Genomic DNA, 20,666 nt, shown 5'->3' with positions numbered 1-20,666 from the left:
AGGCACCCCAGCGGCGCATGGCGCGCGATACCTATCCGGTGGTCGCTGACAAGTGGGCCGCAGCACTGGGGCCGTTCACCACCGAGATGAACAATGCCATCACCTGGATGGGCCAGCAGATCGACGCTGCGGCAGCGTCGAAGAAGGCCGCCGCTGACAGCGCGACGGCGGCTGCGCAGTCGGTCTCTGATGCGGCTGCACAGGTACAGCTTGCAAAAAACCAGGTAACCGCCGCTTCTACCCAGGCGAACAACTCACAGACCTACGCCAACCAGTCTAAGGATTATCGAGACTCATCTCAGGCAGCGGCAGCGGCTGCGCAAGCGGCGGCGGGCATTCCTGCGATTTCAGGAAAGGCGGACTACATGCTGAGTGTGAATTCGGCAGGTAATGGAGTTGAGTTTCGAGTTTCCGTTCCTCGCCCAACATCTGCCACTTCGGGATATGCCTTAGCTATTAACCAGGCCGGTGACGGGTACGCCGCACAGCCTTTTCCTACCACACCGATCTCCAAATATTACGAGAGCCCTCAGCAAAGTATTGCTGCGGGCGGTACTTTCTCGGTTGCTCATGGTCTTGGCCTCATACCGAAAGTGGTCAGCGCGTACCTAGTTTGCAAAAGCGCATTTGGAGGCTACGCAGTTGGTGAGCGCGTCGAGTGGCCAATTGGCCATAACTATCTGAACGCTAATGGAAATTCGGGAAGTTGTGGAGGGTCTATAACTTTCACCAATAGTGAGTTAGCAATTAGGTTTGGAGTTGGTGGCGGACCCATTGTTATAAATAAGGATAATGGTAATCCTTTCCTCGCTGGACCTTATTTCAACATTGTTCTGAGGGCAATGGGATGATCACGAAGCACTATGCAGATACCAATGGGGTTTATTTGGGGAACTTCTACGTAGGTGATCAACCAGCAGACGCTGTAGAGGTCACCGGTCCACCTGACCGATATGAACAGCGCTGGCTGGGTGATCATTGGTCAGATCCCATTATTCAACCAATCGAAGTTGACCAAGAGCGTGATCGCCGAGCGGCTTTGGGATTCGTGTATGCCGGCAAGACGTACCAGAGCGGTAATCAAAGTCAGGTCGACGATATTTTGGGGAAGATGTCCGACTCCCTTGCGGCGATTACCATTGACGGTGCTCAACCTGGCGACCTTCGCTGGGCAACGCCTGACTTCGACTTCGCCTGGAGCGCTGCTGATGGGACGCTGGTTCCCATGGATGCCCAGACCTGCTTGGAGTTCACGCGCTCAGCGGTTCGTCGCAAGACGATGCTAGTAGCTGCCGGACTGGCACTGAAGGCGAAGAGCCCGATCCCCATCGACTTCACTAACGACAAGTATTGGCCGCCCATGGATGCCACCGTGCGCACTCAAGCGAAGTCCTCGAAATGACGCCCGCCGTCGGCAAGTTCGACAATGGGGTCGCGTTGCGCCAGATCGAGCGCTACCGCTTCCGCCTGCTGGAGCCCCTGGTGTTCAACGACCCATTGCATGGCCTGCTGGCGGTACCGGTGGACTTCGAGAGCGACCTGGCTTCGGTGAGGGTGCTGCGCGAAATCTGCCGATGGTCTGCCATCGTCGCCGTGCTGGCCGCCTTGCTGCTGTCAGCGACGCCCTGGGTCTTGAGTCTGTCCTTGCTGGTGGCCCTCGCCGCGCTGGTGCTCTACGGCCTGGTGGTTGGCTACGGCATGCGCGCGGCGATTCTGCACGACTGGTTGTATTCGACTGGCCTGCTGTCGCGTGCTGAAGCCGACGCTGTTCTCTACCGGGCCCTTCACGCAGGCGACGGCGTGGCCGCTTGGCGCGCCTGGCTGTTCTGGTCCGGCGTCCGGATCGGTGGGGCGGGGCATTACGGTACCGCCTGACCAACTACCGAGAAATCCTCGGCAGTTCACCAGCCCGCCATTGAGCGGGCTTTTTTTCGCCTGGAGAAAACCATGCGCACGTCACCTGAGGGCATCGCCCTCATGCACCACTACGAGAGCTGCCGGCTAGTCGCTTATCCAGACCCAGGCAGTAAGGACGGTCACCCCTGGACCATTGGCTGGGGCCACACTGGGCCAGACGTCAAGCGCGGCTTGGTTTGGACCCAGGCCCAGGCCGATGCCGCGTTCCTGCGTGACTTGCAGGCCACTGAGTACCTGGTCGAGAAGATGGCGCCAGCCGCCACCCAGGCCGAGTTCGATGCTCTGGTCTCGTTCGCCTACAACCTGGGCGCCACAGCGCTCCGCAACTCCACCCTCATGCGCCTCTACAAGGGCGGCGACAAGAGCGGAGCCGCCGACCAGTTCCTGCGCTGGAACAAGAACGATGGGGTGGTGATGTATGGCCTGACTCGCCGCCGCACCGCCGAGCGGTCCCTTTTCTTGGGCGCAACCTCTGCCGTCGCAATCGCCGCTGGCGACCAAGCCAAGCGCGCCACCGCCTGACCAACCACCCGCAGTACCCCACCAACAAGGAACCGTGCCATGCCCTATCCCCGACGCCTTCAGCGAATCTTCGACCCCCTGTATGACCAGATGGAAGACCGGGACCTCCTCAGCGGCTTGATGACCACCGGTACCAACGTCCTCACGAAGCACCTCTTCGGCCGGATGAAGACCCAGGACGCCGCCAACGCGATTACCTTCAACATGCAGATCGAGCTGGAGGCGCCTTTCCTCGGCTTCCGCATCGGCATCCCCAACATCCATACCGCCGCGGTAACCGGCGTGAAGGTCAGTGTGGGCCTGTGCTCGGCGGCGCCCGCTGCGAACTACCTGGTCCAGATCACGCCCGACAACGGCGAATGGTTCGATGTGACCTTCGGTGGGGCCGCTACAGTGGACCTGCCGGCGTCGACTCAGCCCGAGCGCTATAGCCTGCCCTGGTCCGACGTGGTTTATGCGCAGAGCCTGGCCCGTACCGATGTCATCGGCGGACGCCCGATCATCCTGGTGCGGATCGAATACCCAGCCGGTTCCAAGATCACCACGCCCTACAACGATCTCTACTACTGGCGGAGCAACGGCCCGCGCATCTACTGCTGCTCGAATCAAGAGGTGCAGGGCGTCACCACCAAGAGCGCATTCACCCAGAACAACGTCTACTCGAGCGGCGGCGATACCAAAGCGGTGGTTCCGGCCATCCAGTACATCAGCCAGACCCGGGGCCACCAAGTGATGATCCTGGGCGACAGTATTTCCGAGGGCCTGGGCGGCAACGTGCGGGACTACGGCGCCCTTCAGCGCGCATGCTACGAGGTCAGCACGCCATCTCGGCCGGTCGAGTACTTCAACGCCGGCTTGCACGCCCAGGGCACCGAGGTGTTCAGCCGGATGCTCGATGATCATGCTGACCGGGTACGCCCCACGGTCCTGTTCTACGCCCCGTGGTCGGTCAACGACGTCGCCGCTGGCGGGATGACCAAGGCAGCCCAGCAGCGGACGAAGGGTAACATTGCCCGGACGCTGGCAACGCTTCAGACCAAGGGGCTGCGTCCCCTGGTGGTACTGCCGGAAGCGCTGCCCTGCAACACGGCATACCGCGGCGTCGGCGCCAACGACCAGGTCCGGCGCGACTTCAACGCCACGTTCTTGCCCAGCCTGTCGGGTGTTCTGCCGCTCACCGGCTACGCCGCGGCGTTCACCGGCAGCCGTGACGCTAGCGGCCAAGACCAGATCAAGGATGGCGCCACGGGCGATAACGTCCACCCCAACGATGTTGGCCACGACCTGCTCAAGGTCCCGCCCAAGGTGCTCTTGCAGCGCCTTCTGGATCGGGTGGCGTGATGTTCGCGCTTGAGCAGTACAGGGCGGCAGTGATCGCTGTCGCCGTTGTCGTTCTGCTCGGCCTGGGCGCTGTGGTCGGCGGCGGGGTGGCCTACTGGCTCACCTCCCGCCACTACCGGCCGGTGGTCGCTGAGTTGCAGGAAGGGGCGAAGGCCTCGGCCAGCACCTTGGCGTCGTGCCGGACCACGGCCAGCACCCTGGAAGGCCAGGTCGGCGAGCAAAACCAGGCGCTGGCCGATCTCCGGAAGGCCTCCGAGAAGCGCGCCAAGGAGGCCGAGCCGATCCAGCAGCAGGCCGCGAAGGCCGCCGCCAGCGATTACCAGGCAGCCAACCGCCTGCAGCAGGAGCGCACTGGGGGCGACCCAGCGGCGGCCGCAGCGGCCATCATCGACAAGGAGCTGGGCCTATGAGGTGGGTCATTGTGGGAATGGTAGTCGCGCTGGCGGGGTGCGCTGGCCAGCCCATTGCCGAGCCAGAGCCGCGCGTGGTGCGCGTAGAGGTGCCAGTACCGGTGCCGTGCCGCGTGAAGGCGCCGGCGGTACCGGCCTGGGCGGCGGATGGACTGCGGAGGGAGGACAGCCTGGAGGTGAAGGTCCGGGCCCTGCTGGCTGAGCGCCGTCAGGCAAAAGGCTATATCACCGAGCTGCAGGCGGCTGTTCAGGCATGTCAGTGAGCGGCACAACCTTCTGCCCGTTCCAGCGCCCCTTGAGCACCATCTCGTAGATCCGGCCATCGATCTCAGCAGCGGTCGGCGTCACGAACACGCCGAGCACCTGGCGCTGGAACATGTCGACGAGGTAGATCCGACCCTCTTCACGGCGGGTGAAATGGCCGACGGGGTAAAGACCCATCTCGGGCCTGACGAAGCTGCTGCCGGAGCAGGTGGCCCAGGTCTCGCCGGTCTCTGGATTGGTCAGCGTGTAGTTCAGATGGATGTCCCATCCCCTGGGCCAGGTCGTGCGCGCTTCGATTGCATCGTCCAGACCGGCGTCAGCCAACTCGCAGAACTCGACGCAATCAGGATGGCTGATGGTCCTGCGCTCCAGCAGGGCAATGGCGGCCGAGGTGCAGAACCGATGCCACATATCCGGGAAGTTGAGCCGGTCGCGCTCATCGGCGAGGTAATCCTGCAGGGCGGTGACGGTGGGGTTGTCTGGGTCGAGAAACATGGTCGCGTCCTTACTGTTCAGGCATACAGTAATTCCGTCGATTTGGATGTCGAGCAGGTGGTGACGAAAGGAGGGGTTGTCGGTTCGGCAGAACGCCGGGAGAGGGGCAGCGAGCGATACCAATTCTGATACCACTCGTTGCGTTCGGGGGCGTTTTGAGGGGTCCGGAAGCGATCCTGGAAAGCCTAGAAACCCAGCAAAACCAGGGCTTTAGGAACGCAAGCTAACGCCACTTATACTGCATGGTGATGTTAGCGGTGGAGATCAAGGGGGTTACCTATCAAGGGTTTGACAATGGCTCAGAAACCGCCGGGCCGGCTGGGAGCCTTGCGCAACGTCGCGATTTCGTTCCGGTCGAGGTTGAAAACATCCAGCACGCGAGAGCGGGTCAGAACCTTGCGCGCTGCGGCCTAGCTGGCCTGCGATGAGAGCGGGCTATCCGCCCGGCATTGGGCATATTGTGGCATAGGCGGGCCGGCAGTTGTATGGGCGAGCGTTTGCTAGCAGGCATCCCTCAGCTGGGCGCGGGCCACGTTGCCATGAAATTCTTGGATGTACCGGCTGAGCGGTCGGCTAACCAGACCGGAACGGATGACCTCTCGCAGAGACCGGTACTAGTCAGCCTTAGGCCCCTGCGGCGGAAAGCGCGGTACCACCTTCCACACCGCTTCCGTCAGCTGATCCAGGGTCCAGGGCTTGTGCAGGAAGGGCACTCCGGGTGGCAGGTCGCGGTCGAGGCCGGCGTAGCCGGACATAAGCACCACGGGAAGGCCCGGCCAGCGTTCGGTGATGATCTTGGTCAGCTGGATGCCATCGATGACGCCGGGCATCCGGACGTTCGAGATCACCACCTGCACGCGCTGCCAATGGTGTTCCAGAAAGATCAGGGCGGCATCGGCGGTGCCGAAGGTTTCCACGCGAAAGCCTTCCTGCGTGAGGACCTCACGGACCAGCGCCTGCAGCAGCAGCTCGTCTTCGGAGACGACGGCAAGTCGTTCCTCGACGATAGCGGATCGGGTCGGAGGGACCATTGGCATGAGCTCCACGGGTGGCTATCTCTTCAGTCTAGTCGCTACTGGCCAGCTGTCCTGGTTTGTTCAGGGTATCGCCTGGTCGCGCCGGCAAGGCCGCACGGGGGCGTGAAGCTGGCGGGTCGACCAGGCTTTTATCGGACTGACGGTGATAGTGGCCAGTGAACATAGGGTTCGGGCCGGCCTCCCATTCCTGAGGCCATCCTGGTCTCCTTGAGAGGTGGCACCATGATCATCGAAATGCGTACCTGGGCCCGGATGGGGTCGCTAGGCGTGACGCGCCGCGCTACCGCTCCGCTGTCCGTATTGCAGAGCTCCATCAATAGCCTTCATCTCGCCAACGAGTCGCGCAAGTTGGAAGCCCAGCAGATGGCGGCAGCGGCCACCGAGCCCGATCCTGTCGAACCGCCAGATCCTGACACCCTTGATGAGGGTGGGGCGGCGGATGCCGACGAAGAAGGCGACCCGGGCGAAGTCGATGACCAGGCAGGTGCTGGCGATCCGCTGAATCGCTGATACGAAGGCGCCGTGCGCCGGTTCCTGCCGGCGCCGTGCCGGATCATCCAGGCTGCTGGAGAGTGCTGTCGGGAACCCTCGACATAACGATGGAAAGGCTCTTCAGCCGAGACCACGGGAACGTCACCAGCTGATGTCCGGGGGTAGCCGTCGTCTATCCCGCTGTCGGTCATCCGAGGATCCAAGATGTCTTTCTTCTTGAGCGGTATCGGCAACTTGCAGGTGCTGCTGGACAACTGTCGACAGCGCGAGCGTGAGTATTTTGGCCAGCCCCAAGGGCAGCGTCGGTGCGCGGATCCGTTCGTGTTCGCGCGTGCCGCCTTGATCTACCGCAAAAGGCACGACGTGCTGGCCGAGCGGGCAATTTGTGCGCGCTGGGAGCTCATTCTCCAGGATTTCGAGAGCCAGGCGCAGGCGGCCGAATTGACCCAGGGTGATCGAGCCCTGGGTTTGCAATTGCGTAACCGCAAGCAGGTGCTCGACCGCCGTGAGGAAAGGCCAGATGGCACGGAAACCACAGCCGGTGCGTTGGAGCAGGATAGGAACCTCGGCTGATAGAGCCTGGGGCAAGGGCAGGGGCAGAGGCTCCCGAAACGATGAATTTTGAGCGTTTCGATGAAACATCTGTTGCTGACCGCCCACTAATGCGGAGGACTTCCCGACAGGAGCTGCAGCATGATCTCTTCTCATTCCTCCATTGATTCCTTCGGTGCGCTGCCAACCTGGTGGCTGGGCGGCGACCAGGCGCCTCTCAATGATTCCGACATGGCCGATGAGGAGATCGATACCGAGATTCCCGACGAGGTCGTCGAGAATCTGACCGAGCCGCCTAAGCCACCGGCACCCATCCCGGATCCAGGCCCGCTGTAGGCTAACGGTCTGCAGGTAAGATTTTTCTTGGTTCCCCGATCATCCTTGCGATTCAGGTAAAGCTGCGTCCGCATTTCTATATGTAACAGGATGTTTTTTCGCGTTAGGGTGCTGAGCAGTTGGTCTCGTAGTGGCCAACCCATTTCATTGCAACGGTTGCCAGAGGTCCCATCCCAATCCTTTAGGAGCACACCATGTATCCAGCGCTACCTGCCGAGCTAAAACAGTTGCGTCTTCCCCTGCGCATTCGCATCGGCCAGGGGCCGGAGATCGACCTGGGTGACTCGCCGCGGGTGACGCTGGTGGTCAAGGATCTGGGATTGCTGGCCGATCCACGCCAGCTCAATCTGGACACCCTGGGTCAGGCCTTCGTGGAGTCCCGCATCGATCTGGAAGGAGACATCCAGGAAGTCATCGAGATCGGCGATCAGCTTAGCCAGGCGCTGGTGGGACTCAACCAGACAGCGGACGGTGTTCATCAAGCCCATGACAAGGCCACTGATGCCTCGGCCATCTCCTATCACTACGATTTGTCCAATGACTTCTATCGCCTCTGGCTGGATCCTGAACTGGTGTATTCCTGCGCCTACTTCAAGACCGGGACCGAGGACCTCGCCACCGCCCAGCGCGACAAGCTGGAGCTGCTTTGCCGCAAGCTAAGGCTGCAACCCGGCGAGCGCTTGCTGGATGTGGGGTGCGGGTGGGGCGGGTTGGCGCGCCATGCCGCCCGGGAGCATGGCGTCCAGGTGCACGGCATCACCCTGTCACGCGAACAGCTCGAACTGGGGCGGGCGCGGGTGGCGGCCGAAGGCCTGACTGACCGCGTGACGCTGGAGCTGCTGGACTATCGCGACCTGCCCGAGGATGGCCGCTACGACAAGGTGGTCAGCGTTGGCATGTTCGAGCACGTCGGCCATGCCAATCTGCCGCTGTATTTCCGCAAGCTGTTCGCCGCCGTGCGTCCGGGTGGACTGGTGCTCAACCACGGCATCACCGCGCTGCATGCCGACGAGCGCGCGGTCGGCCATGGTGGCGGGGACTTCATCGACCGCTACGTCTTCCCCAACGGCGAATTGCCCCACCTGTCACGGGCCGTCGCCGAGATGAGCGAAGCGGGACTGGAGGTGGTCGATGTCGAAAGCCTGCGCCTACACTATGCCCGTACCCTGGACTTCTGGAGCGCGGCATTGGAAGCGAACCTCGCAGAGGCGGCGCGCCTGGTACCCGCGGAGGCCCTGCGTATCTGGCGACTGTACCTGCCCGGCTGCGCCTACGCCTTCCGTAACAACTGGGTCAATATCCACCAGATCCTGGCCGACAAGCCCCATGATGACGGCCGGACCGAATTGCCCTGGTCGCGAGCCGACCTCTACGCCTGAGACTTGGCCACGGCAGCCTCGCTGAGCGCCTGGCGATAGAGCAGGGCGCTCAGTGCCAGTCCAGCCAACGCCATCAGGCCGGCGAACAGGAAGATGGCGCTGAAGCCGAAACCGGTGGCGATGGCTCCCGCTACCGGTCCGGTGAGACCGAGCGCCAGGTCCAGACAGAGGGAATAGGCACCGAGGGCGGCACTGCGATTGGTCGGCGGTACCTTGACGATGGCCTCGACGCCCAGCGCCGGGTAGACCAGCGACAGCCCGAAACCGGCCATGGCTGCACCGATCAGGGCCATTTCCGGGGTGACCGCAAGCCACAGCAGCAGCAGGCCCAGGGCCTCCACCGTGAAGCAGGCGAGGGCCACGCGGAAGCCGCCGATCTTGTTGATGGCGCCGGCGAACAGCAGGCGGGCGCAGATGAAGGCAGCGCCGAAGGCCGTCAGGCAGAAGGCCGCTTCGGGCCAACCATTGCTGGCGTAATACAGGGTCACGAAGGTGGCGATGGCGCCAAAGCCGATGGAGCTGAGAAACAGGCACAGGCCGAAGGGGCTGATGCGCCAGAACACCTTGTGGAAAGGCAGCCGTTCTCCGGGGATGACCGGAGCCGGCTCCTTGTTCCAGGCCAGCGCCAGACCCAGGGCGCCGAGCAGGGCGATGGCCACGCCGAGGCTCCAGAGTCCCAGTCCCGCCACCATGGCGACGCCAAGCGGAGCGCCGATGGCCAGCGCGCCATAGGCGGCGATACCGTTCCAGGAAATCACCTTGCTCACGTGCTGCATACCGACGCTGCCCATGCCCCAACTCAGGCAGCCGGTACCTATCATGGCCTGGGCCATGCCGAGGATCACCCGGCCGACGATCAGCAAGCCCAGGCTGAGTCCGGGAAGGTTTTGCAGCGAGGTGGCCAGCAAGGTCAGCACCCCGCAGGCCACGCAGCCGAACAGGCCGTAGATTACCCCGCGCTTGGCGCCGATGCTGTCGGCCAGCTTGCCCGCCAGCGGCCGGGTGAAGAGGGTGGCGAGGTACTGGATGCTGATGGCGAAGCCGGCGATCACGGCGCCATAGCCGAGGTCGTCGTGCACGTAGCCGGGCAGGATCGCCAGCGGCAGGCCGATGGCGAGAAACAGGAGAAAGCTGAAGACGACGATGGAGATGATGCGCAGCGTGATGGCGAACGGGTTTGCCGGTGGAGCGGTCGTGGTCATGGCTGTTCTCGCGAGGAATCGTCGTACCGGCGCAGTAGGTTGATGCTGAGCAGCAGCCCGGCGACCGCAGCGAACGCGGCGCAGAGGAAGCTGGCGGCATAGCCGAAGTGGGTGGCCACCGCGCCGATCAGCGGGCCGGTCACCGCCAGCGACAGGTCGATGAAGACCGAATAGCCGCCCAGCGCCGCGCCCCGGTTGGACGCCGGAACCCGCTGTACCGCTTCCACCGCCAATGCCGGGAACACCAGCGAGAAGCCGATACCGGTAAGGGCTGCGCCGACCAGGGCGGTGGTCATGCTGGGGGCGAGCCAGAGCGTTGCCAGGCCCACGGCCTCGACTGCCAGGCTGACAATGGCCACGCGGAAGCCGCCGTGGCGGTTGATGGCGTTGGCGCAGACCAGGCGCACGCCAATGAAGAAGCAGCCGAAGACCGACAGGCACAGGGCCGCACCGCTCCAGCCTTGGCTGGCGTAGTAAAGGGTAATGAAGGTTGCCAGGGTGCCGAAGCCGATCCCACCCAGCGCCAGCCCCAGGCCGAAGGGCAGCACCCGGCCGAGCACCGTGCTGAAGGGGAGGCGTTCGCCGCGTACCGGAACGATGGGCGGGCGGGGCTTGGCGATGCGATAGCCGAGCACCGCCAGCGCCATGATGCTCGCCCCCATGATCCATAGCCCGAGCAGGTCCACCAGTACCACGCCCAGGGGTGCGCCGATGGCCAGGGCACCGTAGCTGGCGACCCCGTTCCAGGAAATCACCTTGGCGGTATTGCTGGGGCCGACGCGGCCAATGGCCCAGGAGATCGCACCGGTCCCCGAGAGGCTTTCCGCGCAGCCGAGCACCAGCCGGCCGAGCAAGAGGGCGGCGAGGCTCAGCCAGGGCCAGCCTTGCAGCAGTACCGAGGCCAGCATCAGCGCGCCACTGATGCCGCAACCGAGCATGCCGTAGAGCACCGACTGCTTGGCGCCCACGGTGTCGATGATGCGACCGGCGTGGGAGCGCGAGAGCAGGGTGGCGAGGTACTGACTGCTGATCACCAGCCCGGCGATGATGGAGTTGAAACCCAGTTCACCATGCACGTAGCCCGGCAGCACGGCCAGCGGGATGCCGATGGTAAGGTAGGCGATGAAGGTGAACAGCACCGTGCCCAGGGTGATGCGCGTGGCCTGGGCGGGTGAGGGTGCGGGTGGTGGGCTAGCGATGGACATCGGCTTCGGGAGGTTGTCTGACAATGTGGAGTAGATTGCTTTCGCTGGGCAAAGGTCACGTGCTATGACGTTTTTTCTCCGTGACGTCGGGATTGCGGTACGGGGGCGCAGGGCTCGCGGCAGCGGATTGATCGCGGGGCTGGCCGCTCTGGTGTGCGCGCCGGTCTGGTCCGCCGAGCGCCTGGAACTGCACCTGGGCGGTCATCCGCTCCGGGTGGAGGTCGCCGCCACGCCCGCGCAACGCGCGACCGGGCTCATGGGCCGTGCGCCTCTGGGTGCGGATGAAGGCATGTTGTTCGTCTTTCCGGGGGACGATACGCGCTGCCTGTGGATGAGAGACACCCCCAGCCCCCTGGCGGCGGCCTTCATCTCCGCCAAGGGCGAAATCCTCAACGTCACCGAGATGCAACCTTTGACCGATACCCATCACTGTTCCCGGCAGCCCGCGCGTTTTGCCCTGGAAACGGCAGCCGGCTGGTTTACCCAGCGCGGGCTCTCCGCGGGCATGACCGTCCAGGGTCTTGATGCGGTCAGTCCGACGCTCAGGTGAGGGGGCCACTGTATACCAGGGTGTCATAGTCGAAACGTACCTCGCCGTCTGCGGCATGAGCCTCGAACAGCCTGTCCAGTTCGGCGTTGAGCGCCTGGTGTCCGTCACTGCCGGGGGCGGGCAGGTAGGAGGTCGACTCCACGCGTGCCTGGAGGCCGGCGCGATCCAGCCGTTGGCCGTTGGGGACGACCCATAGCTGGCAACCCTGGACGCCAAAGAAGCGCGCCAGTTCGGCCGGTCGCAGGTTGCGGTGCTCCACCTGGCGGTAATCGGTACCGTGGCGCAGCAGCAGCTCCTCGTAGGCGGCCATGAAGGGCGTGCTGTCGGAGAGCCGATAGTTCCAGATCAGCGCCACCTCGCCGCCTGGACGCAGGATCCTGGCGAATTCCTGCCGCGCTCTGTCGCGGTCGAACCAATGAAAGGCCTGGCCTGCCACGATCAGGTCAACGCTGCGCTCACCCAAGCCGGTGTCTTCCGCCGTGCCGTTCCAGGCATGGAAGCCGGCCCGATCAGCTAAGGTCGCTTCCATCGCCTCACGCATCGGCCCGTTGGGCTCGATGGCATGTACGGTATACCCGGCGGCAAGAAAATCCCGCGTCAGCAGGCCCGTACCGGCGCCGACATCCGCTACCACGCCATCTGCATCGAGGCGCTCGGTCAGGCGGCGAGCGACGGCAGCGGGATAGGCAGGGCGGCCTTTTTCATAGGCATCGACGCGATCGCTGAAACGCTCTTCGGCTTTCATATGGCAATCCTTTCAATGGGTTATGGTGATTTTATAATGTGAATTATCGATTATCTTGAGAAACTACTTTAAGTATTGGTTGCTGGTCAGCTTGGCATTTTCCCTGGTCATCACAGAGGGCGCCCGCAGGTAGGCTGCTGAGTTTCAGCTTAGCGGCTGGAGTGTGTCATGGCAGGGCCAGCCACCGCCTTAAAGCTGTCTTAAGAAGGAGAAAAGCACCGTGCAGAGCCTGGTTGCCACCTTGGGAACCCATTGCTCCGCTGGCGTTCGCTGGAAGCAGGGCTGGCAAGGACGCGCGCGGCGGTGATCCGCGAGAATGGGATCACGGGGACGGCCAGTGGTGGAGCGCTAGTGAGGCGCTGGCTGGTAGGGCTATTGCCAGCGCCTTGCTAGTCGATCCAGGCCTCGACCCGGCGATTCTTCACACGACCGTTCTGCGAGAGGCCGGCGACGGGTAGCAGGTCGCCCAGGGAAATCACCTCGCTGGGAAAGGCGTTCTGGTGCCTCAGGGCAGTGGCCACTGCCGTTGCGCGCAGTCGCCCCAGTAGCTCGGCCCGGGCGGGGTCTTCGGTGGCGTCGTTGAAGCCGACTACCAGCAGCCGTCGATTGGCGTTCTCGGGTTGGCGCATGAAGGCGGCCAGGCGCTCCACGTCGCGCAGCGCCTTGTTGTCCAGTCGGGCACTGCCGGCGGTGAAGCGGAAGTTGACGGTGAGGCGCTGGGCGCGCCGGGCCAGTTCGGCATAGGCGGGCGGCATGCCGGCCGTGGCGGTGATCCTGAGCGGCGCTATGCGCTGGGCGACGAAGCCGCTTTGTTGCACCGCCGCCTGCCCAGCGGCGGTCTGGCTGAACTCCAGCAGTCCCTTGACCCAGTCGGAGCCTTGGCCGGGAGGGGCATAGAGGAACAGCCGCCGTGCCAGAGGATAGTCTTCGGTCGCGACACTCGCCTCGCTAGGGGCGATGGCCTGGCCTTCGCCATCACGCAGGGCGAGCGTCGGCAACTTGGCAGCGGCCGCCAGGCTGGTGAAGCCGATGCCGGCGGGATCACCCATTACCCGCTGCGCCAGTTCTTCGTTGGATTCGTAGCGCTTGGCGTTCTGGTTCAGCCGCTTACCCGCCGGGGTGAGCACCAGCTCGCGAAAGGTGTCATAGGTGCCTGAGCGATCGTCCCGGGCGTAGAGATGGATAGGCCCGGGCTTACCGCCCAGTTGCTGCCAATCGCTGACGTCGCCCGCGAAAATCTGCGCCAACTGTTGTAGATCGAGCTCGCGCAGTGGATTGCCGGGATGCACGATGATCGCCAGGCCATCCAGGCCAATCACATATTCGGCGTCCCTGCTGCGTAGATCGCCCAGCGTGGCGAGCGTGGTTGCTTCATTGTCGTTGATGGGGCGCGAAGCGGCCGCCACATCTGTCGTCCGGTTGGCCAAGGCGGCAAAGCCGGTCCCGGTGCCGTGAGCGGCGATCTGCACCGCCACCGTGCTACCGTCCGGGGCGCGGGCCATCAGCCGCCATTCATCCAGCACGCCGGTGGGCTCCAGGCGCTGATTGCCGTAGCCTCTTTCGGCCAGCAGTCCTGCTACCAGCCGTGGTCCCAGATCGGCATTCACCGTATTGGAGCCCTGCAGGCGCAAAAGGGTGGTTCCCGGCTCGGCAGCGAACAGCGCGGGCGCAATGAGGGGCAGCAGCGTGAGCACCGCTCGCCGTAGCAAAACACGGCGGATTACCGGGGCGGAGCAATTCATGGGTCGGGCCTCGAACCTACGACGAGGCCGCCACCTTAGGGGGGGTCGATGACGTGAAGGTTACAGCTCCTCAGGTCAATTCGAGCCATATCGGCGCATGGTCGGAGGGCTTCTCCATGCCGCGGATATCGTAGTCCACGCCGGCGGACAGGATGCGCTCCCGTAGTGCCCGCGAGGCCAGGATGGTGTCGATGCGTAGCCCCCGCTTGGGCTCGTCTTCGAAGCCCCGGCTGCGATAGGGGAACCAGCTGAAGCGGTCGTCCACGTCCGGATGCAGGTGGCGATAGCTGTCGATCAGGCCCCAGTCGAGGAGTCGCTGCATCCATTCACGTTCTTCCGGCTGGAAGCTGCAGGCGCCGGTTCTCAGCCAACGCTTGGCATTGGCGGCACCGATGCCGATGTCGTGATCCTGGGCGGAGATATTGAAGTCACCCATGAGCAGCAAAGGGGTGTCGGCGGAAAAACGCTCCTCAAGTAATTTCTGAAGATCCGCATAGAACTTCCTCTTTCCAGGAAATTTCGTGGGGTGCGCGATGTTCTCGCCCTGGGGAAAATAGCCATTCATGACAACCAGCGGCTGGCCCTGACGGTCAGCGAAGACGCCATAGATGAATCTTTTCTGGGACTCTTCGCCGTCATCGGGGAAGCCTTTGTGCAACTCCAGCGGTGCCAGGCGCGACAGCAGGGCCACGCCATAGTGACCCTTCTGGCCGTGGTAGTGCACGTGGTAGCCCAGCGCCTCGATTTCCGCCTGGGGAAACTGATCGTCCGAGACCTTGGTTTCCTGGAGCCCGATCACGTCCGGGTCGTAGCGCTCGATGATGGCAGAAAGCTGGTGAGGTCTTGCTCGCAAGCCGTTGATATTGAAGCAGATTACTTTCATGGAGGCTGCTCTGAAAAAGGATGATCCTAGCCTATTTGGTGAATTCGTGGCGAAACGGCAGCGGAGCGAACCCTTGGGCCATCCGTTTGTCTGAGAGCGCAACGCCCGTTAGCATCCCTGTATGAATAGTCCGAACGCTCTACGCCGCGCCTTGATTGGAGTGTGTTGTCTGCACGGGATGGCCTGGGCGGCACCGGCCGAAGTCAGGGTACAGGTCGATCCAGCCAACGCTCCGCTGCAGGAGAACATCCAGAACTATATCGGCTCCGTCGAGGGCCGCGATGCGGCCGCATTGCAGCGGTTGCGCCCGGTGGCAGAGCGTCAGGCACAGCAGGCGGCTGAGGCGCTGGGCTTCTACCACGCCCAGATCGAGACCCACGTCGATCCGGGTGAAACGCCACGGTTGGTGATAAAGGTTCACCAGGGCGAGCCGGTGAAACTGCGCAACGTCATCATTCGCATCGAAGGCCCGGCACGTCGGCTTACCGCCTTCCAGCAACCGATACCTGCCGGCCTCAAGCCCGGCCAGCCGCTGAACCAGGGGCTCTACGAAGACGCCAAGAGCCTGATCCAGAACCAGGCGCAACGTTACGGCTTCTTCCGTGGCACCTTCACCCAGCACCAACTACGCATCGATCCCGCCACCGGCTTCGCCGACATCGACCTGGTGTTCGACAGCGGTCCGCGCTTCACGCTGGGCAAGGTCTCCTTCGAGGGCGATGCGCCCTTCGATCCCGATCTGTTGCAACGCATGGTGCCCTTCAGCGAGGGCACGCCCTATGACTCCGAGCTGATCGCCGATTTCCAGAGCAACCTGCTCGCCAGCGGTTTCTTCGATGGCGCCCGGATCGATACCTATCCCAAGACCGAGGGCGCGGCCGTGGTCCCGGTGACGGTGACCCTGCGTACCCGCAAGCCGCGTACCTTCGGCTTCGGTCCGGGCTACTCCACGGATGTCGGGCCGCGCCTCAGATTCACCTGGGAAAACCACTGGCTCAACCCGCAAGGCCATAGCCTGGGCGCCGAGGCCGAGTTATCGGCGCCGCGGCAGAGTATCTCTACCTGGTATGACATTCCGGGCCAGGACCCGATCAACGACAAGTTCCGCCTGGCCGGTGGCTACCAGTACGAGCAGATCGCCAACGACGATTCCCTCAGTCAATTGCTGGTCGTGGGCCCCGAGTGGCACCGCAAGTTCTCCAATGGCTGGGAGCGAGTGCTCTCGCTCAAGTGGCGTAACGAAAATTACCGCCTGGGTAACGACGAGGGCACCTCCAACCTGGTGATGCCCGGCGTGGATTTCTCCCTGTTGCGCAGCGACAACCGCATCGATCCCCATCGCGGCTATCGGCTGCAATTCGGTGTTTCCGCCGCCAAGGAGGGCATGCTGTCGGATGCCAACATGCTCCATACCACGGCCCTGGCCCGCGGCCTGATCACCGTGGGGGACGGGCATCGCTTCCTGGCACGGTTGCAGGTGGGCGGCAACTTCACCAACGGCTACAACAAGATCCCCCCCTCGTTGCGCTTCTTCGCCGGTGGCGACCAGAGCGTCCGCGGCTACGAATACCAGACGCTGTCGCCGGAGAACGATGAGGGTGACTACGTGGGTGGCCGCTACCTGGTCGCCGGCAGCGTCGAGTATCAGTACCCGCTGATGGACAAGTGGCGCCTGGCGACCTTCATCGACCAGGGCAGCGCCTTCAACGATCTCAATAACTACGAGCTCAAGACCAGCGTCGGCGTGGGCGTGCGTTGGGTCTCGCCAGTGGGGCCCATCCGCCTGGATCTGGCCCATGCCCTCGACGAACCCGGTGGCATTCGCCTGCACTTTTCCATAGGACCTGAGCTGTGAAGTCGGTAGGCGGTGTCATCCTCGGTGTGCTGGCGACCCTTATCGGCGCCCTGATTCTGCTGCTGGTGCTCGTCTTGAGTAACGCCAGCCTAGGGCGCGCCATGCTCGGTCTGGTGCCTGGCCTGACCCTGACCGACTTCCAGGGCCGCCTGGGCGGGCACTGGCAAGCCCGGCAATTGGTGTGGGAGGGTGGCACTACCCGGGTGACGGTCGATGATCCCGACTTCGCCTGGCGTCCACGTTGCCTGCTCGGCCTGCAGCTGTGCATCGATACCCTGGTGGCGTCGCGGGTCGCCATCGAGCAGGCGCCCAGCCCCACGTCGGCGCCAGAGAACAGCGGCCCGATCCGCTTGCCGACCCTGGGCCTGCCACTCCGGGTACAACTGGGTGAGGTGCGTGTAGGGCAGATCCTCTATAACGGTGCCGAACAGGCCCGTGATCTGCAATTGCAGGCCCGCTGGCAGGCCGACGGCATCGCCATCGAGCGCCTAGCTGGCGCGGCCTACGGTCTGACGCTGGACACCCAGGGGCACCTGCAGCCCAGTGGCGACTGGCCACTGCAACTCAGTGGCACCCTTGGCTTGCCGGCGCCCGACCAGGCGCCCTGGTCGCTGGCACTAGAGATCGACGGCGAGCTGCAAAAGACCCTGCATCTGGCCGCCGACAGCAGCGGCTATCTGCCGGGACGACTGACCGGTACCCTCGAGCCGCTGGTCGAGCATGTGCCGGCCGATCTGCAACTGGTCGCGAATGGCTTCAAGGCGGCGCCCAGTCTGCCTGAGACCTTGCGGCTGAATGACCTCAAGCTCACCGCCCGTGGCGATCTTGTCGCCGGCTACGCCCTGGTCGGCCAGGCGCAATTGCCGGGTGAGGGCGGTCTGGTAGCCCTCGACCTGGATGGCCGGGTCGACGCCAAGGGTGCGCAGATCGCCGCGCTGCGTTTGCAGGCCAAGCCCGAGCAGCGCGTGGTACTAGCCGGGAAGCTTGATTGGCAGCAGGGCTTTGCCGCCGATGCCACCCTGGACTGGCGCGACTTCCCCTGGCGGCGGCTGTACCCAATGGCGGAGCCGCCGGTGAGCCTGCAGCGGCTGCAGGCTGAGGTGAGCTATCGCGATGGCGCCTACCTCGGCAACTTCCAGGCGGCCGCCACCGGCCCGGCCGGTGCCTTCACCCTGGCCAGCCCCTTCAGCGGCGATACCACCCAGCTCAACCTGCCGTCCCTCGATCTCCAGGCCGGCCAGGGCCGCGCCCAGGGCAAGGTCAATCTGGGCTTTGCCGAGGGCGTCAGTTGGCAGGTCGCGCTGGACGTGAGCCGGCTCGACCCGGCCTTCTGGGTCGCCCAACTGCCCGGCAGCCTGGCCGGTCCCTTGCGTAGCACCGGTGCCTTCAAGGATGGCCGCCTGCAAGCGGAGGCCGAGCTGGACCTCAAGGGGCGCCTGCGCAACCAGCCGGCTGTCCTGGCGCTTCAGGCCAAGGGTGCTGGCGAACAGTGGCAGCTGCCGCGACTGGATCTGCGCCTGGGTGACAACCGGATTCAGGGGCAGGGGGCTCTCGATCAGCGCCTGCAAGGACAGCTGCAGCTGGACCTGCGTCGGCTCGGCCAGCTTTGGCCCGATCTCGCTGGCAGCGCGCAGGGCCGGCTCGACCTGGGCGGTACCCTGGCGGCGCCCGCGGGTCAGCTCCGGCTGAATGGCCGGCAAATCGCCTACACCGACAACCGTATCGCTGCGCTCGACCTGGTCGCCGATCTCGATGACCGCCAGCGCGGCAAGCTGGAGCTGACCGCCCAGGGCCTTCAGGCGGCCGGCCATGACCTGGGCGTGCTGCGGCTGTCGGGCCAAGGCGACCGCCGCCAGCAGCAGGCCGACCTCACCCTCAAGGGGCCACAACTGACGCTGGCGTTGGACGCCAGCGGTACCCTGGCCACCAACGGCGACTGGAAAGGCCAGCTCGCCCGCGGCGCGGTCTCCGCGGGCGGGCAGAACTGGACGCTGCAAAACCCGGCGCGCATCGAGCGCTTCGCCAATGGGCGGTTGGAGCTGGGTCGCCACTGCTGGCGCTCGGGCGCGGCGAGCCTCTGTGGCGATGATCAGCAACTGCTGCCCGACACTCGCCTGGCCTGGCATTTACGCGCCTTCCCCTTAGCCAGTCTGCAACCGCTGTTGCCGCCGGACCTGGCCTGGCAGGGCACCCTGGATGGCGATGTGGACCTGCGTTTGCCCGCCGCCGGGCCCACGGGTGAGGTTCGTCTGCAGGCGGGACCGGGTAGCCTCAAGCTGCGCGACGCCGCCGGGCAATGGCAGACCTTCACCTATACCACTCTCGACGTGAACAGTGCCCTGCAGCCCCAGCGAATAGACACCCAGGTGCAGTTGAACAGCACCGACCTGGGACAGCTGAACGTCCAGGCCCAGCTGGATCCCCGCGATTCACGTCGAGCGCTGGCCGGCAGCTTCCAACTGCAGGGCCTCAACCTGGCGGTGGGCAAGGCCTTCATCGAGGGCATCGAACACTTCGCCGGCAAGATCAATGGCTCGGGCGAGCTGGGTGGCACGCTGCTGGAGCCACGGGTCAATGGGCAGCTCCAGCTCAGTGGCGGCGACATCGGCGGTGGCAGCGTGCCCACCCGCCTGCAGGATCTCAACCTCACCGCACGCATCCAGGGCGATACCGCCATCCTCGACGGCGGTTGGCGCAGCGGCAGCCAAGGACGTGGCCAGATCCAGGGTAGCGTCGGCTGGGCCCAGGGCCTGGACGTCAACGTTGCGGTGACCGGTGACAAGTTGCCGGTGGATGTCGAGCCCTATGCGCAGCTCGAGGTAGCGCCCAATCTCAAGATCCTGATGCAGGATGGCCGCCTCGCCCTGACCGGCGAGGTGCGAGTGCCGCGCGGGCATATCCAGATCCAGCAGTTGCCACCGTCCACGGTGAAGGTGTCCGACGATGCCGTCATCGTGGGCCAGGAAGCCCCCGCCCGGCAGCAGCCGTTGCAGATCGCCATGGACGTGGACGTGCTGGTGGGCTCCGACAAGCTCACCTTCGAAGCCTTCGGCCTCTCCGCCGAGATCGTCGGCAAGGTGCACATCGGCGACAACCTCGATACCCGCGGCGAGCTGAATCTGCGCAATGGCCGCTATAACGCCTATGGCCAACGCCTGAGCCTGCGGCGGGCGCGGCTGTTCTTCCAGGGGCCAATCAGTCAGCCCTATATCGACGTCGAGGCGGTACGGGTGCTGCAAGACCAGAACGTCACCGCGGGTCTACGACTGTCGGGCTTCGTCCAGCAGCCGCGCATCGAGGTGTTCTCCGAGCCGAGCATGAGCCAGGAGCAGGCATTGTCCTATCTGGTACTGGGGCGGCCGTTGTCCAGTGGCAACGCCGATAACAACGTCCTCGGTCAAGCCGCTCTGGCCCTGGGCCTGGCGGGAAGCTCCGGGACGGCGGGAGAGCTGGCGCAGCGTTTGGGCATCCAGAACTTCCAGCTGGATACGGCGGGGTCAGGCGACAAGACCAGCGTCGTCGCGTCGGGCAATCTCACCGACCGGCTCTCCGTGCGTTATGGGGTCGGTGTCTTCGATTCGGCCACCACCGTGTCGCTGCGCTATCAGCTCACGCGCCGGCTCTATCTGGAAATCGCCACCGGTCTGGCCAACTCCCTGGATTTCTTCTATCGCCGCGATTTTTGAATGCAGGACGCGCAAGGCTTTGATCGGTCGCGGAAAACGTGTTTACTCCATCT

Annotated in this window: 21 protein-coding genes; 14 read left to right on the top strand and 7 right to left on the bottom strand. The window is 64.2% G+C overall.

Translation table 11 applies throughout. From position 1 onward, the window contains the following. Positions 1-17: 17 nt before the first annotated feature. The 7 genes from FAZ11_RS10095 to FAZ11_RS24980 all read left to right on the top strand — a co-directional run bounded on the left by FAZ11_RS10095 (position 18) and on the right by FAZ11_RS24980 (position 4,453). On the top strand, positions 18-851 hold the full coding sequence (locus FAZ11_RS10095) for a hypothetical protein (protein ID WP_137279215.1): 834 nt from the start codon (positions 18-20) through the stop codon (positions 849-851). After that, positions 848-1,402 (top strand): DUF4376 domain-containing protein, encoded by a 555-nt coding sequence (locus FAZ11_RS10090; RefSeq protein WP_137279214.1) that lies wholly within the window; start codon positions 848-850, stop codon positions 1,400-1,402. Before FAZ11_RS10095 ends, FAZ11_RS10090 begins: the two co-directional genes overlap by 4 nt. Continuing rightward, on the top strand, positions 1,399-1,875 hold the full coding sequence (locus FAZ11_RS10085) for a DUF1353 domain-containing protein (RefSeq protein ID WP_137279213.1): 477 nt from the start codon (positions 1,399-1,401) through the stop codon (positions 1,873-1,875). The genes FAZ11_RS10090 and FAZ11_RS10085 overlap by 4 nt, the downstream gene beginning before the upstream one ends. A gap of 72 nt (positions 1,876-1,947) precedes the next feature. Continuing rightward, the gene (locus FAZ11_RS10080; RefSeq protein WP_137279212.1) at positions 1,948-2,439 is read left to right on the top strand and encodes a lysozyme; all 492 of its coding nucleotides are present in this window, start codon (positions 1,948-1,950) and stop codon (positions 2,437-2,439) included. Positions 2,440-2,478: 39 nt separating this feature from the next. Continuing rightward, positions 2,479-3,780 carry an SGNH/GDSL hydrolase family protein gene (locus FAZ11_RS10075; protein ID WP_137279211.1) on the top strand — a complete coding sequence of 434 codons (1,302 nt, stop codon included), beginning with the start codon at positions 2,479-2,481 and terminating at the stop codon, positions 3,778-3,780. Next, entirely contained in the window at positions 3,780-4,190 is a 411-nt protein-coding gene (locus FAZ11_RS10070; protein ID WP_420849643.1) for a hypothetical protein, read from the top strand. Before FAZ11_RS10075 ends, FAZ11_RS10070 begins: the two co-directional genes overlap by 1 nt. Then, a complete protein-coding gene (locus FAZ11_RS24980) occupies positions 4,187-4,453 on the top strand; it encodes a hypothetical protein (RefSeq protein ID WP_137279209.1) in 267 nt (88 codons plus the stop codon). Before FAZ11_RS10070 ends, FAZ11_RS24980 begins: the two co-directional genes overlap by 4 nt. Here the strand turns inward: FAZ11_RS24980 and FAZ11_RS10060 are convergent. Next, on the bottom strand, positions 4,416-4,949 hold the full coding sequence (locus FAZ11_RS10060; RefSeq protein ID WP_137279208.1) for a hypothetical protein: 534 nt from the start codon (positions 4,947-4,949) through the stop codon (positions 4,416-4,418). The genes FAZ11_RS24980 and FAZ11_RS10060 overlap by 38 nt on opposite strands. Before the next feature lie 614 nt (positions 4,950-5,563). Continuing rightward, a complete protein-coding gene (locus FAZ11_RS10055) occupies positions 5,564-5,980 on the bottom strand; it encodes a response regulator (RefSeq protein WP_058771941.1) in 417 nt (138 codons plus the stop codon). A gap of 228 nt (positions 5,981-6,208) precedes the next feature. On the opposite strand from FAZ11_RS10055, the gene FAZ11_RS10050 reads away from it, so the two are divergent. From FAZ11_RS10050 to cfaB, 4 genes are all read left to right on the top strand, one after another. Then, complete coding sequence (locus tag FAZ11_RS10050) at positions 6,209-6,496, top strand: hypothetical protein (protein ID WP_058771940.1); 288 nt, start codon at positions 6,209-6,211, stop codon at positions 6,494-6,496. A gap of 186 nt (positions 6,497-6,682) precedes the next feature. After that, positions 6,683-7,051 carry a hypothetical protein gene (locus tag FAZ11_RS10045; protein ID WP_058771939.1) on the top strand — a complete coding sequence of 123 codons (369 nt, stop codon included), beginning with the start codon at positions 6,683-6,685 and terminating at the stop codon, positions 7,049-7,051. Positions 7,052-7,171: 120 nt separating this feature from the next. Further along, on the top strand, positions 7,172-7,366 hold the full coding sequence (locus tag FAZ11_RS10040) for a hypothetical protein (protein WP_058765148.1): 195 nt from the start codon (positions 7,172-7,174) through the stop codon (positions 7,364-7,366). 194 nt (positions 7,367-7,560) lie between these two features. Then, a complete protein-coding gene (gene cfaB / locus FAZ11_RS10035) occupies positions 7,561-8,745 on the top strand; it encodes a C17 cyclopropane fatty acid synthase CfaB (RefSeq protein WP_058771938.1) in 1,185 nt (394 codons plus the stop codon). Here cfaB and FAZ11_RS10030 read toward each other — a convergent pair. Together FAZ11_RS10030 and FAZ11_RS10025 are read right to left on the bottom strand one after the other, a co-directional pair. Beyond that, positions 8,736-9,947, bottom strand: coding sequence for an MFS transporter (locus tag FAZ11_RS10030; protein WP_058771937.1), 1,212 nt, complete (start codon positions 9,945-9,947; stop codon positions 8,736-8,738). The genes cfaB and FAZ11_RS10030 overlap by 10 nt on opposite strands. Beyond that, the gene (locus tag FAZ11_RS10025) at positions 9,944-11,152 is read right to left on the bottom strand and encodes an MFS transporter (RefSeq protein ID WP_058765141.1); all 1,209 of its coding nucleotides are present in this window, start codon (positions 11,150-11,152) and stop codon (positions 9,944-9,946) included. Before FAZ11_RS10025 ends, FAZ11_RS10030 begins: the two co-directional genes overlap by 4 nt. A gap of 64 nt (positions 11,153-11,216) precedes the next feature. Here FAZ11_RS10025 and FAZ11_RS10020 point away from each other — a divergent pair, with 64 nt between their 5' ends. Then, the gene (locus FAZ11_RS10020) at positions 11,217-11,702 is read left to right on the top strand and encodes a DUF192 domain-containing protein (protein WP_058771936.1); all 486 of its coding nucleotides are present in this window, start codon (positions 11,217-11,219) and stop codon (positions 11,700-11,702) included. Here the strand turns inward: FAZ11_RS10020 and FAZ11_RS10015 are convergent. From FAZ11_RS10015 to xthA, 3 genes are all read right to left on the bottom strand, one after another. Further along, positions 11,695-12,447 (bottom strand): class I SAM-dependent methyltransferase, encoded by a 753-nt coding sequence (locus FAZ11_RS10015; protein WP_058771935.1) that lies wholly within the window; start codon positions 12,445-12,447, stop codon positions 11,695-11,697. The genes FAZ11_RS10020 and FAZ11_RS10015 overlap by 8 nt on opposite strands. Before the next feature lie 389 nt (positions 12,448-12,836). Further along, on the bottom strand, positions 12,837-14,189 hold the full coding sequence (locus FAZ11_RS10010) for a substrate-binding domain-containing protein (RefSeq protein ID WP_081322081.1): 1,353 nt from the start codon (positions 14,187-14,189) through the stop codon (positions 12,837-12,839). A gap of 70 nt (positions 14,190-14,259) precedes the next feature. Continuing rightward, positions 14,260-15,072, bottom strand: coding sequence for an exodeoxyribonuclease III (gene xthA / locus FAZ11_RS10005; protein WP_058784289.1), 813 nt, complete (start codon positions 15,070-15,072; stop codon positions 14,260-14,262). Between the two features lie 178 nt (positions 15,073-15,250). Here xthA and FAZ11_RS10000 point away from each other — a divergent pair, with 178 nt between their 5' ends. Both FAZ11_RS10000 and FAZ11_RS09995 read left to right on the top strand, forming a co-directional pair. Beyond that, complete coding sequence (locus tag FAZ11_RS10000) at positions 15,251-16,927, top strand: autotransporter assembly complex protein TamA (RefSeq protein WP_058784288.1); 1,677 nt, start codon at positions 15,251-15,253, stop codon at positions 16,925-16,927. After that, positions 16,924-20,613 (top strand): translocation/assembly module TamB domain-containing protein, encoded by a 3,690-nt coding sequence (locus tag FAZ11_RS09995; protein WP_058789531.1) that lies wholly within the window; start codon positions 16,924-16,926, stop codon positions 20,611-20,613. Before FAZ11_RS10000 ends, FAZ11_RS09995 begins: the two co-directional genes overlap by 4 nt. Positions 20,614-20,666: the final 53 nt, after the last annotated feature.

Source organism: Pseudomonas rhizoryzae (genome assembly GCF_005250615.1).
Taxonomy (GTDB): domain Bacteria; phylum Pseudomonadota; class Gammaproteobacteria; order Pseudomonadales; family Pseudomonadaceae; genus Chryseomonas; species Chryseomonas rhizoryzae.
Note: the sequence above shows the minus strand (reverse complement) of the source record. Positions and strands in the feature narration are given on the sequence as shown.